Annotated in this window: 12 protein-coding genes; 3 read left to right on the top strand and 9 right to left on the bottom strand. The window is 49.7% G+C overall.

The window, feature by feature from the left end; translation table 11 throughout:
• Window positions 1-163 precede the first annotated feature (163 nt).
• The 9 genes from ACXAGC_RS02405 to prmA all read right to left on the bottom strand — a co-directional run bounded on the left by ACXAGC_RS02405 (window position 164) and on the right by prmA (window position 9,607).
• Entirely contained in the window at window positions 164-1,411 is a 1,248-nt protein-coding gene (locus tag ACXAGC_RS02405) for an ArsB/NhaD family transporter (protein ID WP_474842094.1), read from the bottom strand.
• A gap of 161 nt (window positions 1,412-1,572) precedes the next feature.
• Window positions 1,573-2,475: a phosphoribulokinase gene (locus tag ACXAGC_RS02400; protein ID WP_119503087.1), complete on the bottom strand. Its 903-nt coding sequence runs from the start codon at window positions 2,473-2,475 to the stop codon at window positions 1,573-1,575.
• A 148-nt stretch (window positions 2,476-2,623) separates the two neighbouring features.
• The gene (locus tag ACXAGC_RS02395) at window positions 2,624-3,016 is read right to left on the bottom strand and encodes a phosphate-starvation-inducible PsiE family protein (protein ID WP_119503086.1); all 393 of its coding nucleotides are present in this window, start codon (window positions 3,014-3,016) and stop codon (window positions 2,624-2,626) included.
• 194 nt (window positions 3,017-3,210) lie between these two features.
• Window positions 3,211-4,506, bottom strand: coding sequence for a phosphoribosylamine--glycine ligase (gene purD, locus ACXAGC_RS02390; RefSeq protein ID WP_474842091.1), 1,296 nt, complete (start codon window positions 4,504-4,506; stop codon window positions 3,211-3,213).
• Window positions 4,507-4,525: 19 nt separating this feature from the next.
• On the bottom strand, window positions 4,526-5,338 hold the full coding sequence (locus tag ACXAGC_RS02385; protein WP_474842393.1) for a class I SAM-dependent methyltransferase: 813 nt from the start codon (window positions 5,336-5,338) through the stop codon (window positions 4,526-4,528).
• Between the two features lie 154 nt (window positions 5,339-5,492).
• On the bottom strand, window positions 5,493-7,088 hold the full coding sequence (gene purH, locus ACXAGC_RS02380) for a bifunctional phosphoribosylaminoimidazolecarboxamide formyltransferase/IMP cyclohydrolase (RefSeq protein WP_474842089.1): 1,596 nt from the start codon (window positions 7,086-7,088) through the stop codon (window positions 5,493-5,495).
• 89 nt (window positions 7,089-7,177) lie between these two features.
• Window positions 7,178-7,471, bottom strand: a complete 294-nt coding sequence (gene fis, locus ACXAGC_RS02375) for a DNA-binding transcriptional regulator Fis (protein WP_018982332.1) — start codon at window positions 7,469-7,471, stop codon at window positions 7,178-7,180.
• A 31-nt stretch (window positions 7,472-7,502) separates the two neighbouring features.
• A complete protein-coding gene (gene dusB, locus ACXAGC_RS02370) occupies window positions 7,503-8,501 on the bottom strand; it encodes a tRNA dihydrouridine synthase DusB (protein WP_474842087.1) in 999 nt (332 codons plus the stop codon).
• Between the two features lie 224 nt (window positions 8,502-8,725).
• Window positions 8,726-9,607: a 50S ribosomal protein L11 methyltransferase gene (gene prmA / locus ACXAGC_RS02365; protein WP_474842086.1), complete on the bottom strand. Its 882-nt coding sequence runs from the start codon at window positions 9,605-9,607 to the stop codon at window positions 8,726-8,728.
• 183 nt (window positions 9,608-9,790) lie between these two features.
• Between prmA and ACXAGC_RS02360 the strand changes: the two genes are divergently transcribed.
• The 3 genes from ACXAGC_RS02360 (at window position 9,791) to ACXAGC_RS02350 (ending at window position 13,869) form a co-directional block, all read left to right on the top strand.
• The gene (locus ACXAGC_RS02360; protein WP_474842084.1) at window positions 9,791-10,585 is read left to right on the top strand and encodes a substrate-binding periplasmic protein; all 795 of its coding nucleotides are present in this window, start codon (window positions 9,791-9,793) and stop codon (window positions 10,583-10,585) included.
• A 194-nt stretch (window positions 10,586-10,779) separates the two neighbouring features.
• Entirely contained in the window at window positions 10,780-12,996 is a 2,217-nt protein-coding gene (locus tag ACXAGC_RS02355) for a FepA family TonB-dependent siderophore receptor (RefSeq protein WP_474842082.1), read from the top strand.
• A 60-nt stretch (window positions 12,997-13,056) separates the two neighbouring features.
• Window positions 13,057-13,869, top strand: coding sequence for a DUF3450 family protein (locus ACXAGC_RS02350; protein WP_474842080.1), 813 nt, complete (start codon window positions 13,057-13,059; stop codon window positions 13,867-13,869).

The raw sequence follows: 13,869 nt of genomic DNA, 5'->3' as shown, positions 1-13,869 counted from the left end.
TGGCTGTGTAACCAGTAATAAAAAGCAGTACGCCGCGCAAAACAGCGGGTACTGTCTTAAGTTACCTTAACTATAACCACTTCAGGTCACGGACAAAAGCACAGAGATGTTGCGAATGTCCGTGGAATGTTACAAATGATGTCAGCCGGCATCAGGTCTGCCGTCAGCCGAGTACCAGGTCCGCCATCAGCAGAACCATGGCAAAACCGAAAGAGTAAGCCACCAGTAGCAGCAAGGCGAATTTGCCGTACTTAGCGAAGGTCAGCCCTTTCACTTTACTCATGGTAACAATCCCCGCCGAAGAACCGATGATCAGCAGTGAACCCCCTACGCCAACGGCATAGGTAAACGCCATCCACTCCGCGGTAGACATGGATATATCAGCTTTCAGCAGTGCGGCTGTCAGTGGCACGTTATCAATCATTGAAGACAGCACGCCCATGATGAAGTTTGCGCCGGTTGACGGGAAGATGTTGTACACCTCAAGCAATGCACCCAGTGCGTGAATATGGTCTAGCATACCAACCAGCAACAGTACACCGAGGAAAAACAGCAGGGTGTCGAACTCAATGAGGCGGATGTAGTCCAGGATCGGGTCTTGATACTTCTCTTCGCCCATGAAGGTCGCGACCAGGAACATGACAGCCATACCAGCCAGGAAACACAGCATCGGTGGGATGGCAAACAGAACGTTGGCAACCAGAGTCAGTATGATGGTGGATAAGAATATACCGGCAATGACATAGTCAACGGTACGCATATCATGACGGGTTTTCTTTATCTTCACGGTGCCGTTCATACCTATACTCAGCATCATTGCCAGGAATAGTACGGCGGAAAGCGACGGAATGATGAGCAGCAGCAACTGCGTGATAGTAACCTTGCCGTCGAGGAAAATCATCAGAGTGGTTACATCGCCGGTGATGAGTGACACGCCGCCGGAGTTCACCGCAAATACCACCAGTACCGCAAACCGCATGGTCTGGTTAAACGGTAATCCCAGTGACAGTACCATGGCTATGGACACCAGAGTGGCGGTGATGTTGTCTGCCAGAGAAGAGAAACAGAAACTGAAGATGGCGGTGAAGAAGATAAGCTTTCGCAGCGTAATTTTGGCCGGCATGATGATATTGAGCATATTCTCAATCATGCCTTTACGGTTAAGGTAAGCAACAAATGTCATGGCGGCGACGAGGAACAGCCACAGGGTGGAAATTTCGCTGATGTTTTCAGTAAGGTGTTCGTTGAGCTCTTCTAAACCGGGCCCGCGGTTAGCGTTTATAAAGAGAAGGATCCAGGCAAGTGTTCCGAGAAAAAGCGTCGTTTTGGCTTTGTTTACGTGAATGACTTCTTCGAAAACGACGCCAAGTAACGCCAGTACAGCTATGCCGACGAGTACATAATCCAGCATGGTTTTTACCCCCAAATTGTAAGGGGTAAATTATACGTTTTCAGGGCCCGCGGCTGAACGCCCGGTGCGTTGTAAACCGCGGAAAATCAGTTATATCCGTTATGCATTTGAATGATGAAAACACAATGAAAACGGGCTGTTAACGGCTATGTACGATTTGCTTACTGCTCGCTCACCCAGTCCATCTGACTGCCTGCCCGGCGCTTCTGATCAAGAATATCTTCAATCAGCGGTGTGAGGATTAATTCCATCGCCAGACCCATTTTTCCACCCGGTACCACCAGGGTGTTAATGCGGGACATAAAGGCGCCGTCGATCATTTGCAGCAGGTACGGATAATCAACATTTTTCATTTCACGGCGGAATCGCACGACGACAAAACTTTCGTCCTGGGTAGGGATCTCCCGGGCACTGAACGGGTTAGATGTATCGACAGTGGGAACACGCTGGAAATTAACGTGAGTGCGGGAAAACTGCGGTGTGATGTACTGAAAATAATCGTCCAGTCCGCGCACGATACTGCTCATCACCGCTTCACGGGAGTGTCCCCGGTCAGTGGTATCGCGGACAATTTTCTGGATCCACTCCAAGTTTACAATCGGTACCATGCCTACCAGCAAATCTACATGGCTCGCCACGTCATTTTCTTCTGTGGCAACGCCACCGTGCAGACCTTCATAGAACAGTAAGTCAGTGTTTTCCGGCAGCGCCTGCCAGGGCGTGAATGTGCCCGGCATCTGGTTAAACGGGACGGCTTCATCAAAGGTATGCAGATACTGCCGGAATTGTCCGGTGCCGGTTTGTCCGTATTCTTTAAACAGGGTTTCGAGTAATTCAAAATCGTTGGCGCGGGGGCCGAAGTAACTGATATGGCGGCCCTGTTCCTGCGCTTTGCGGATTTCCACCTCCATTTCCGGACGGGTAAAACGGTGGAAGCTGTCACCGCCAACCACTGCCGCATTGACATTCAGGTTACGGAAGATGTGCGTGATCGCATTTGTCGTTGTTGTGGTGCCTGCGCCGGAAGAACCGGTGATGGCAATAATCGGATGTTTGGCTGACATAATCACAGAATAGGAATACCGGACTTCTGTTATAAGCTGGCAGCACGGAAGAATCAAGGGGAACTATGTTGCAGAATAAGTCCGCAACGGGTTCGAAATTCACCTGATTAATAGTGCCCGGCCATTGCCGGGCGTGCTTTGTACGCCGTTAACCGGGAGGATTCAGATGCCGGTTTTTCAGTTTCTCCAAACTGATTTTATCTTTCAGACTCATGATCACTGCGGCAATACTGAGCAACAAGATACTGCTGGACTCATAAAGAAGCACAATTTTATCCAGCTCTTTGCTTTGCAAAATAATCATGCGGCTGAGCGCCGTCATGGCGATGATCAGCGGCAACGTAACCGGAATCCGGCTGCTGTTATAGTACGCGGCCAGCATGCCGATGACTTCGGCGTAAATGAACAATAGCAGCAGATCTGAAAGTTCAACCTTACGCTGATGAAACATATGCATGATTTCATCGCCCACAGCAACCAGCGTCGCCAGCATAATGAGGATTAGCAACAGTTTTTCAATTTGCTCGATAAATTTTGCCATATCTGACTATCTTGAAGCATTTTTGTACAGACCTGTAAGACTAATTGGAAAGTGCCGGCGGGCACACCGTGCTTTGGTCGTATATAGCGGGGAATTTTCCGGGACTGTCGGGTTACGACCAGAGAATAAGGTCTTTCTTTGGGGGAACGGGAAGAAAAGGCAAAAAGAAAGGGCGCCGCAGCGCCCTTACCGGATTATGCCTGACCGCTTGCTTCGCGGGCGATAGCGCGGTATGCGATATCTGTTCTGAAATACACATCTTTCCAGCTGATGGTATTCAGTAATTCATAGGCTTTCTGCTGAGCTTCGGTAACATTGTTGCCCAATGCAGTAGCGCATAGTACACGACCGCCTGCAGTCACTACCTTACCGTCTTTCATGGCAGTGCCGGCATGGAAAACTTTGCCTTCGTGAGCAGCAGCTTTATCCAGCCCTTCAATGACATCACCTTTGTCGTAACTGCCCGGGTAACCCCCTGCAGCCAGTACAACACCAACCGCAGCGCGCTCATCAAAATCAATGGTTTTGCCGGCCAGTTCACCTTTACAGGCCAGTTGGCACATTGCCACTAAATCAGACTGCAAACGCATCATGATAGGCTGGGTTTCAGGATCCCCGAAACGGCAGTTGTATTCGATAACCTTTGGCGTACCGTCTGCCATGATCATCAGGCCTGCATACAGGAAGCCTGTATAAGGATTCCCTTCACTTGCCATACCTTCAACGGTAGGCATGATGACTTCCTTCATTACGCGGTCATGGATTTCCTGCGTCACAACCGGAGCCGGTGAGTATGCACCCATACCGCCGGTGTTCAGACCAGAGTCACCGTTACCTGCGCGCTTGTGATCCTGGCTGGTGGCGAAAGGCACAACATTTTTACCGTCTACCATCACGATGAAAGAGGCTTCTTCACCATCAAGAAACTCTTCGATTACCACGCGGCTGCCGGCGTCACCAAATGCGTTACCTGCAAGCATGTCACGGATGGCATCTTCAGCTTCCTGTAACGTCATCGCAACGATAACACCTTTACCGGCGGCCAGACCGTCAGCCTTCACGACAATCGGTGCACCTTTTTCACGCACATAGGCGATAGCGGGGTCGATTTCAGTGAAGTTCTGGTATTCCGCTGTAGGAATGGCATGGCGGGCTAAGAAATCTTTAGTAAACGCTTTGGAACCTTCCAGTTGGGCCGCAGCTTGTGTCGGTCCGAAAATCATCTGACCGGCAGCCTGAAACGCGTCAACAACACCTTCAACCAGCGGCGCTTCAGGGCCGACAATGGTTAAGTCAATCGCGGTGTCTTTGGCAAACGCCAGCAAACCTTCGATGTCTGTTACACCAATGTTCACGTTTTTCAGCTTAGGTTCAGTGGCTGTGCCTGCATTACCCGGCGCAACATAAACAGTGGAGACAGAGTCAGATTGTGCGGCTTTCCACGCTAATGCGTGTTCACGGCCACCGCTGCCAATAACTAGTACGTTCATCAAAGCGTTCCGTTATCTCTTATTCAGGTTTAATAAATTTAAGTGTCATCCGGTTGCTTTCACCAATAGACAGATACTTTGCCTGATCTTCTTTGCCTAAGCGCAGTGAAGGTGGCAAGGTCCACACGCCTTTAGCGTGATCGGCATTGTCTCCAGGGTTAGCATTTACGTCACTTTCTGCAACCAGTTTGAAACCGGCAGCTTCAGCAGCATCGATGACAAAAGACTTTTTCATATAACCGCTGCTTTTCATTGCTTCGTCAGCAGCGGATTCCGGTAATTCATGATCAACTACGCCCAGGATGCCGCCGGGCTTCAGGGCTTTGTAGAACGACTTAAACGAGCTGGTCACGCCTTCTTTATCGCCGCCCATGTACCAGTTATGGACATTACGGAAGGTCAGCACTGCGTCTGCACTGCCGTCAGGGGCAATGTCAGGGCTCTTTGAAGGATGGAAAGCCGTAATCGTGGCACCCTCATAAGGGCCGCCCGCTTTGGCTTTTTCTTTGAAGCCGTTGAGTGAACCGGCGTAATAACCCGGTGCACCGTCGAACATAAAGAAGTGCGCTGCAATATAGTTGCCGTCGTCTTTTAATAAAGGTGCGAGAATATCGGCATACCAGCCACCGCCGGGCCAGATCTCAACAACGGTCATGTCCGGTTCAATACCGAAAAAGCGCAGAGTTTGTTGAGGATGACGGTACTCGTCACGGGCTTTGGCATCCGCTGAGCGGTTATCGTTTTTTACCGCATCGGTAATAGCGTCTGCGCTGGCCAGTGTTGATGTGAGTGAAGCAGATACAGCAAGCAAAGAAGCGGCAATTACACGCATCGTGGTCTTCATAATTGATCCTTAATTGTTTTAACGGTGCATAGCATTTTTAAAGTAATACCTTGTACTGCAGCAGCTAGGTTAACGCAGGACAGTAAAAACGCAAAAGGGTTGTGGCGAAAGCCACAACCTTTACCGTAAACAACTTTTTCAATTAATGGCGGAAGTGACGCATGCCGGTGAATACCATAGCAATGCCATGTTCATCAGCTGCTGCGATAACTTCATCGTCACGCATTGAACCGCCCGGCTGGATTACCGCTTTGATACCGGCAGCCGCGGCTGCATCAATACCGTCGCGGAAGGGGAAGAACGCATCAGATGCCATTACTGAACCCGCTACCTCCAGGTTCTCATCGGCCGCTTTAATACCGGCGATTTTCGCAGAATACACACGGCTCATCTGGCCTGCACCCACACCGATGGTCATGCTGTCTTTAGCATAAACGATAGCGTTAGATTTCACGTATTTTGCTACTTTCCAGCAGAACATCAGGTCGCGTAATTGCTCTTCTGAAGGTTGTACTTTAGATACGACTTTCAGATCTTCCATATCCACCATGCCAAAATCACGTTCCTGAATTAACAGGCCGCCGTTAACACGTTTGAAGTCGAAACCGTCGGTAAGCTGACCCTGCCAGTCACCACACGCCAGCAGACGTACGTTTTTCTTTTCAGCAACGATGGCTTTCGCTTCTTCGCTGACAGTAGGGGCAATGATGACTTCAACGAATTGACGGTCAACAATGGCTTTCGCTGTGTCGGCATCCAGTTCACGGTTAAACGCGATGATACCGCCGAAAGCAGACGTCGGGTCAGTTTTGAAAGCGCGGTCATAGGCTTCAAGGATGTTGTCACCCAGCGCCACACCACAAGGGTTTGCGTGCTTAACAATGACACAAGCCGGTACGTCGAATTCTTTCACGCATTCCAGCGCTGCGTCGGTATCTGCAATGTTATTGAAAGACAGTTCTTTACCCTGAAGTTGCTCAGCAGTAGCGACAGACGCTTCCTGAATGTTGTTCTCAACATAGAAAGCCGCAGACTGGTGGCTGTTCTCGCCGTAACGCAGATCCTGCTTTTTGCTCATCTGTACGTTGAACGTACGGGGGAATTCTTCAGCTTCACAGCAACCTGTTTCACACGCAACAGTATCAATGCGCGTACCGAAATAGTTGGCAATCATGCCGTCATATTCTGCGGTATGTTCGAAGGCTTTGATGGCCAGGTCGAAACGTGTCTGGTACATCAGTGAACCTGCATTTTCTTCCATTTCAGCAAGCACGCGGCTGTAATCCGCTGCTTTAACCACAATCGTCACATCTTTGTGGTTTTTCGCTGCAGCGCGAACCATCGTAGGGCCACCGATATCGATGTTCTCAATCGCGTCTTCCAGCGTGCAATCGTCTTTTGCGACAGTGGCAGCGAACGGGTAAAGGTTCACTACAACCAGATCGATTGGCGCGATATTGTTCTCAGCCATTACACCTTCGTCCTGACCGCGACGACCCAGAATGCCGCCGTGGATTTTCGGGTGCAGAGTTTTCACACGACCGTCCATGATTTCAGGGTGACCAGTGTGTTCTGAAACCTCTTTAACCGGCAAACCGGCTTCCGCCAGTAATTTTGCCGTACCGCCGGTAGATAGCAGTTCAACGCCTTTGTTGTGTAATGACGTGGCAAATTCAACGATGCCGGTTTTGTCAGAAACACTTAACAGGGCGCGCTTGATAGGTTTAGGTGTTTGCATAGTGGTGTTGAGCTCTTTGCGTAAGTTAACGAGTGGAACAAAAAAGAGCACCGTTTGGTGCTCTTAAAGTCGGGCTAAGCCCTTTAATCTTAGTTCATGCCGTACTGCTTCAGCTTTTTGCGCAGTGTGCCACGGTTGATGCCCATCATGATGGCGGCGCGTGTCTGGTTGCCGCGGGTGTAAGTCATTACTTCTTCCAGTAACGGCGCTTCAACTTCAGCCAGAACAAGTTCGTACAGATTATCGATGTTAGCGTTGTCCAGTTGCTTCAGGTATTTGTTTACCGCTTGCTTTACTGAGTCACGCAAAGGCTTCTGTGCCTGAGTTTGTGAAGGAGTCGTTACTGTTGTAGTAAAAGGTGAAGTCACATTTTGATCGAACATAATACTTTCTTGCTCTATTAGTTAGTCATTACTATGCCGCAGGAGAGATCTGTCGCTTATCTCTCGTTTGCAGCGATTGAAAATACGCATCAAGGGCGTTGAGTTGAGCGTAAGCTTCCTCAAGACCATTGAATGTCCGGCGAAACTGATTTTCCGTGTCGTGCTCCGCGAGATACCACCCTACGTGCTTCCGGGCTATTCTCACACCCATAATGCCGCCGTAGAAGTCGTGTACATTTACAACGTGCTCATGCAATACCGCTTGCTGTTCTGACAACGAAGGAGGCGGCAAGTTTTCACCTGTATGCAGGTAATGTTGGATTTGTTTAAAAATCCACGGATTACCTTGCGCACCGCGCCCAATCATTACGCCGTCAGCACCGGTATACTCAAGTACGAAACGTGCTTTTTCCGGAGAAGTAATATCGCCATTTGCGATTACAGGAATAGACACCGCCTGTTTAATGGCACGAATGGTGTCGTATTCTGCATTTCCCCGGTACATACAAGCCCGCGTTCTGCCGTGAACTGCCAGCGATTGTATGCCGTTCTGCTCCGCAATCCGGGCAATGTCTGCCCCGTTGCGGTTATCTGTGTCCCACCCTGTACGGATTTTCAGAGTGACTGGTACGTCAACAGCGTCTACCACTGCCCGGACAATGCTTTCTACAAGCTCCGGGTACTGCAAGAGCGCTGAACCAGCTAATTTCTTATTCACCTTTTTGGCCGGACAACCCATGTTGATATCGATGATTTGCGCACCGTTCTCAACGTTAAATTGTGCCGCCTGCGCCATCAGGTCAGGATCTGCGCCGGCAATCTGTACCGAGCGGATCCCGTCTTCACCGGTATGATCCATACGATGCATGGATTTTGCGGTTTTCCAGACCTTGGGGTTGCTGGACAACATTTCAGATACAACTAACCCTGCCCCCATTCTCCTGCACATCTGCCGGAAGGGCCTGTCTGTCACGCCAGCCATAGGCGCGAGCATCAAATTGTTCTGGAGTGTGTGAGGTCCGATTCGCATACTTTACAGCCAACTGTTGCGCAGAATTTATACACCAGGCCAAAACGGGGCGCTAAGTTTACGTGTTTTCGCAAGCCTTGAAAAGGCTAAAAATCACACAAAATTTCAAGCCGGGCTATTGACAGTGCTGGCGAGTTTTGCGTGTGAAATAACCCGTCAGCCTTTCGCCGAAAAAGGCCACAGCCCCTGTATTTGACAGATTTCTGACAGTTTTATGAATAGATTCAGTGGGTTCTTATGCCGCTGACTCTTGCCCAATCGCCTTCTACAGCACTGGGTTCCAGGGAAAAACTGGTCTGGTAAGCTGCTTCAATTTTTTCCACCTGCTCTTCCAGAATGCCTGATAAAACGAGCTTTCCACTGGTTTTGCAGTAGGCAGTGATAACGGATTGCAGTTCTATGAGTGGCCCGCTGAGAATATTGGCCATGACCACATCGGCTTCCAGTTCGGGCTGATCTTCAGGCAGATACACACTTAAGCGGTCTTCCACACCGTTGCGGCGGGCATTTTCCATGGATGCCTGCAGGGCCTGAGGGTCGATATCAATACCGATCACTTCTTTTGCTCCCAGTTTCAGTGCCGCCAGCGCGAGAATACCTGAACCGCAACCGAAATCGACCACGGTTTTGCCTTCCAGGTCCAGGCTGTCGAGCCAGCGCAGACAGAGTGCTGTGGTAGGGTGCGTACCGGTACCGAAAGCCAGACCCGGATCGAGCATAACGTTTACCGCATCAGGGTCCGGCACATCACGCCAGCTGGGACAAATCCACAAACGCTTACCGAACTGCATGGGATGAAAGTTATCCATCCACTCCCGTTCCCAGTCTTTATCTTCTAACTGATCAAGTTTATGTTTAAAGCCTTTTCCCAGCACCTTCGATTGTTCAAGTCTTTGAATCACCGCTTTCATGTCGTCGGCTGCACTGAATAACCCGACTACCTGCGTATCCGGCCACAGCATGGTCTCACCGGGCTTGGGTTCGTACATAGGCGTGTCTTTGGCATCAACAAATGTAACAGCCTGCGCGCCATTGGCACTTAACATATTGCCAATTTGCTCTGCGTGTTCAGAGTCAGAATCGATTCGTAACTGGATCCAGGACATGGGTACTCTTTCAAGGGAAAACGTTAATCAGCAGATATTTTATCAGCTACTGCCTGCAAAACGCACCCCACAGCGCCATTTAACCCGAATTTTGAATCCCCCCGGAAGAAGTATCCTTATGTCTGATTTCGTTTCTCACTGGCAGGTGCTACTTTTATAAGAGGTATTGAGACAGGAAAACCAATGAGACTGCTGGCCAAACTGGTAATGATAGCTTTTCTGGCTGCTCCGGCATACGGCGCCGTGGTGCGCAGTGTGGATGTGGTTTCCGGCTGGGACAAGCCACCCTATGTGATCGCTCAGGGTGATACTGGATTTGAGATCGAGCTGGTTAAATCTGTCCTTCAAAATGCCGGTTACGAACCTAACATGATGTATGTACCTATGGGCCGCTCAGTAAGACTTGTCAGAGAGCGTGATGTGGATGTGGCCCTTTCAGTGAGCCGTCGAAACGACATTCCCGAAGCCTGGTTCAGTGACGTGTATGTTGTATACCAGAATGTTGTGGTGACACTGAAGAACCGTAATTTGTCTATCGAGCGGGTGGAAGATCTGAAAAACCACACCGTTGTGGCATTTCAGACTGCGTCAGAAGCTCTCGGTCCCCAATTTTCACAAGCAGTAGCAAAGCACAAGGGCTATCTTGAAATGGCTGATCAGCACCGTCAGGTCAGCATGCTGCTGCTTGGTAGTGTGGATGCTATTGTACTGGACCGGAATATTTTTGAAGCAATACGCAGTAAACATCCTAAAGGGCAGGATGTGGAAGTGACCGTGCACGAACTCTTTGACGTCAGCCCTTATCATGCCGTCATTCCGAATAAACAGCTCCGGGACAAATTCAATCTTGAGTTAACGAAATTCCGTGAAAGCGGTGACTACCAGGCCCTCGCCAACGAGTTCTCGCTGATCAATTTGCTCGACAGCTATGTCCAATACCCCTTCCTGACACATCTCGAACACCCCTCCGACTATTAAAATTGTTTAAAAATTATCTTTACTTATTTTAATGACCAATGATAATGATTCTCATTGGTATATATGTTTTAATACGCTTTGAACGGAAGTATAGTTAAAAGATTAGAAGAGCGTTTTCACCCGCCGGTATTCCCGTGTTCTCGTAAGTTATTTTTCATCCACATAAAAACACTCTGAGTTTCAAGGAAAAAGTAATGCCTAAATTAGGTAAGATAGTACTGCTCACGTCATTATTTCCCGGCTTATCAGCCGCTGTTTTCGCGCAAGAAAATGAAGAATTAGAAACCCTCGACACCACTGTTGTTCAAGCCGCTTCAGAAGAGCTTAAACAAGCCCAGGGTGTGTCGGTTATTACAGCAGAAGATTTCAAACGTCGTCCGGTTACCAATGACATCTCCGAGCTGGTTAAAACTATGCCGGGTATCAACCTGACCGGTAACTCCAGCACCGGACAGTATGGTAATAACCGTCAAATTGATATCCGCGGCATGGGCCCGGAAAATACCCTGATTCTTATCGACGGTAAGCCTGTGCTTTCCCGCAACGCTGTCAAAATGGGTCGCTCGGGCGAACGTAATACCCGTGGTGACAGTAACTGGGTACCACCTGAAGCCATTGAAAGCATCGAAGTTATCCGTGGTCCTGCGGCGGCCCGTTACGGCTCAGGTGCTTCCGGTGGTGTCATTAACATCATTACTAAAAAACCGGATGTAGCAGCAGGCAGCATTACAGTACAAACCGAAATTCCTGAAAATTCGCTGGAAGGTGGCAATAAACGCGCAGATGTTGTGGTCAGCGGCCCGTTATCTGAGCGCTTCTCTCACCGTACCGTGCTGAACTACAACAAACAGGAAGGTGATTCTCCAGACATCAACCGCGATGCCACCGTTGAAGACAGTAACGTTGCAGCCGGCTCTGAAGGTGTTGAGAATATTGACTTCCGTACGCTGGTTCGCTTTGACCAGGACGAAACCAGTACCTGGGAAGTAGAAGCGGCTTACAGCCGTCAGGGTAATGAATACGCCGGCGACAACGCATTCCAGGGCGTAGATAACGCGCAAAGTCAGTTATACATTGGCCAGGAAACCAATGTTGTAAGACGTAAAACACTTTCCGGTACCCATCGTGGAACGTTCGATTTTGGCGACTCTTTCTCTTACATCCAGTTTGAAGAAACAGATAACACCCGTTTGAGCGAGGGGCTGGCCGGTGGTACGGAAGGTCGCTTCAACACCGAGACCGGTGAAACCGTGACAATCATGCTGCGCAATCTGACTGCAAAATCTGAGTGGAACATTCCGCTGGATCTGTTCGGAAAAGCCCAGACTATGACAGTGGGTGCCGAATTCCGTGGTGAACGTCAGGATGATGCGTCGTCTAATCAGGCCGGTATTAATGTAGCTGACGGCGTTGTTATTGATGGTACTGACATTGACGCAGCCGACCGCGACCCTCACATGAGCTCAGAATTGTTCGGCCTGTACGTCGAGGACAACATCGTTCTGACCGATGACATTATGCTGACGCCGGGCGTACGTTTAGATCACCACAGCGTAGCGGGCAACAACGCGTCTCCCAGCCTGAACATGAGCTGGCAGTCAACGTCTGAAATTTCTTTCCAGGCTGGTATCAGCCGTGCGTTCAAGGCACCAAACCTGTATCAGACTAACCCGAATTATGTTTATACCACCCGGGGTAACGGTTGTCCGGTGGATTACCCCAGCCAGGGAAGCGGCTGTTCAATTCTGGGTAACCCGGATCTGGAACATGAAACGTCGGTAAACAAAGAAATCGGTATTAACTACGCTGGTAATGATGATGGCATCAATGCCGGGTTAACGTATTTCCACAACGATTATAAAAACAAAATCGTGACCGGAAATACCGCACCGATTTATGTGCTGGAAGGTAGCCGTGGCGGTACTGTTCAGGTTTTCCAGTGGTACAACACGCCGGAAGCCGTTATTGAAGGTCTGGAAGGTAACCTGCTTGTGCCGTTTACTGACGACATCGAATGGTCTGTGAATGCCACAGTGATGATTGAATCGGAAGACAAAGAAACCGGTCAGCCGCTGTCTATCGTGCCTGATTACACGATTAATACGCAGGTAGCATGGACTGTCACAGAAAACTGGGAACTGGTTGCCAGCGCCCAGCATTACGGCGAAACAGAAAGCCCGACAACCAGCACGACCAGTGGTGCAGATATTGAAAATCCTGAACCGCGTGACCCTTACACCATCGTTAACCTGAACAGTGTGTATACCTACAAAAACATCGATTTTACCATCTCAGTGAAGAACCTGTTTGATAAAACGATTTTACGTGAAGGTACGCAAACTAACGCAGGGGCGAATACCTATAACGAGCCGGGCCGTAACTGGCTGCTGTCGGCAACTTACCACTTTTGATGATACCAGCCGGTAACACAGTGTTTGTGTTACCGGTTTTTAGTAATGAAGGGAACGGGAATGAAGACAATGCAAATGGGGCATCTGAGAATACCGGCTACATGCAGTGCCGGTATTTTGCTTACTGCATCACTATTGACCGGTAACGCCATGGCTGCCGTGACAGATGATATGGACGGACTGACCCGCCAGTGGCTGCACATTGAGGCGCAGGAGCGCAAGCTGGTCATGGACTGGCAGGAACAGGAACCGGTGGTCCGTCAGCGGATCGACCTGCTGAAAGCTGAAAAATCGCAGTTGCAGAAGATTCTTGCGACCAGTAATGATTCACAGGATGACGTGGATGCCCGCCGGAATGCTCTGCTGGCCGAACAAAACACCCTTGAAAGTCAGCAGGCTGATGTAACAGGTGCATTATCTTCTCTGGTTACCCGCATCAATAGTTTATATGAAAGTCTGCCACCGCCTCTGAAGTTTAACTGGGACAAGGAAGATGCTGCGCTGGCCGGTGACGGTGGCGACAACCCTTCGCAAATTTTGCAGGTCGCACTGGCTAAATTATCCCGGCTGGAACAATTCGACAGCAAGCTCACAGTAAACGAAGACGTGCTCACGGCGCCTGACGGTAAAGAAGTGGTGGTGAAACAGTTATATCTGGGGTCACAGCTGGCCTGGTTTGCAAACAACGACGGTAGTGTGGCCGGTTCCGGCTACCCGGAGAACGGACAATGGACATGGCACTTCGATGACAGTGTTGATGGTGAAGCCATCAGCCGCGCACTGGCGGTTTTCGAGCGCCGTCAGCAACCTGAATTTATTGCACTGCCTTTGCCTTTTACTGCGCAAAATCCGGTAAGTGGCGGAGGTCGTTAA

The organism is Alteromonas sp. AWJ4_197 (assembly GCF_056160285.1).
Note: the sequence above shows the minus strand (reverse complement) of the source record. Positions and strands in the feature narration are given on the sequence as shown.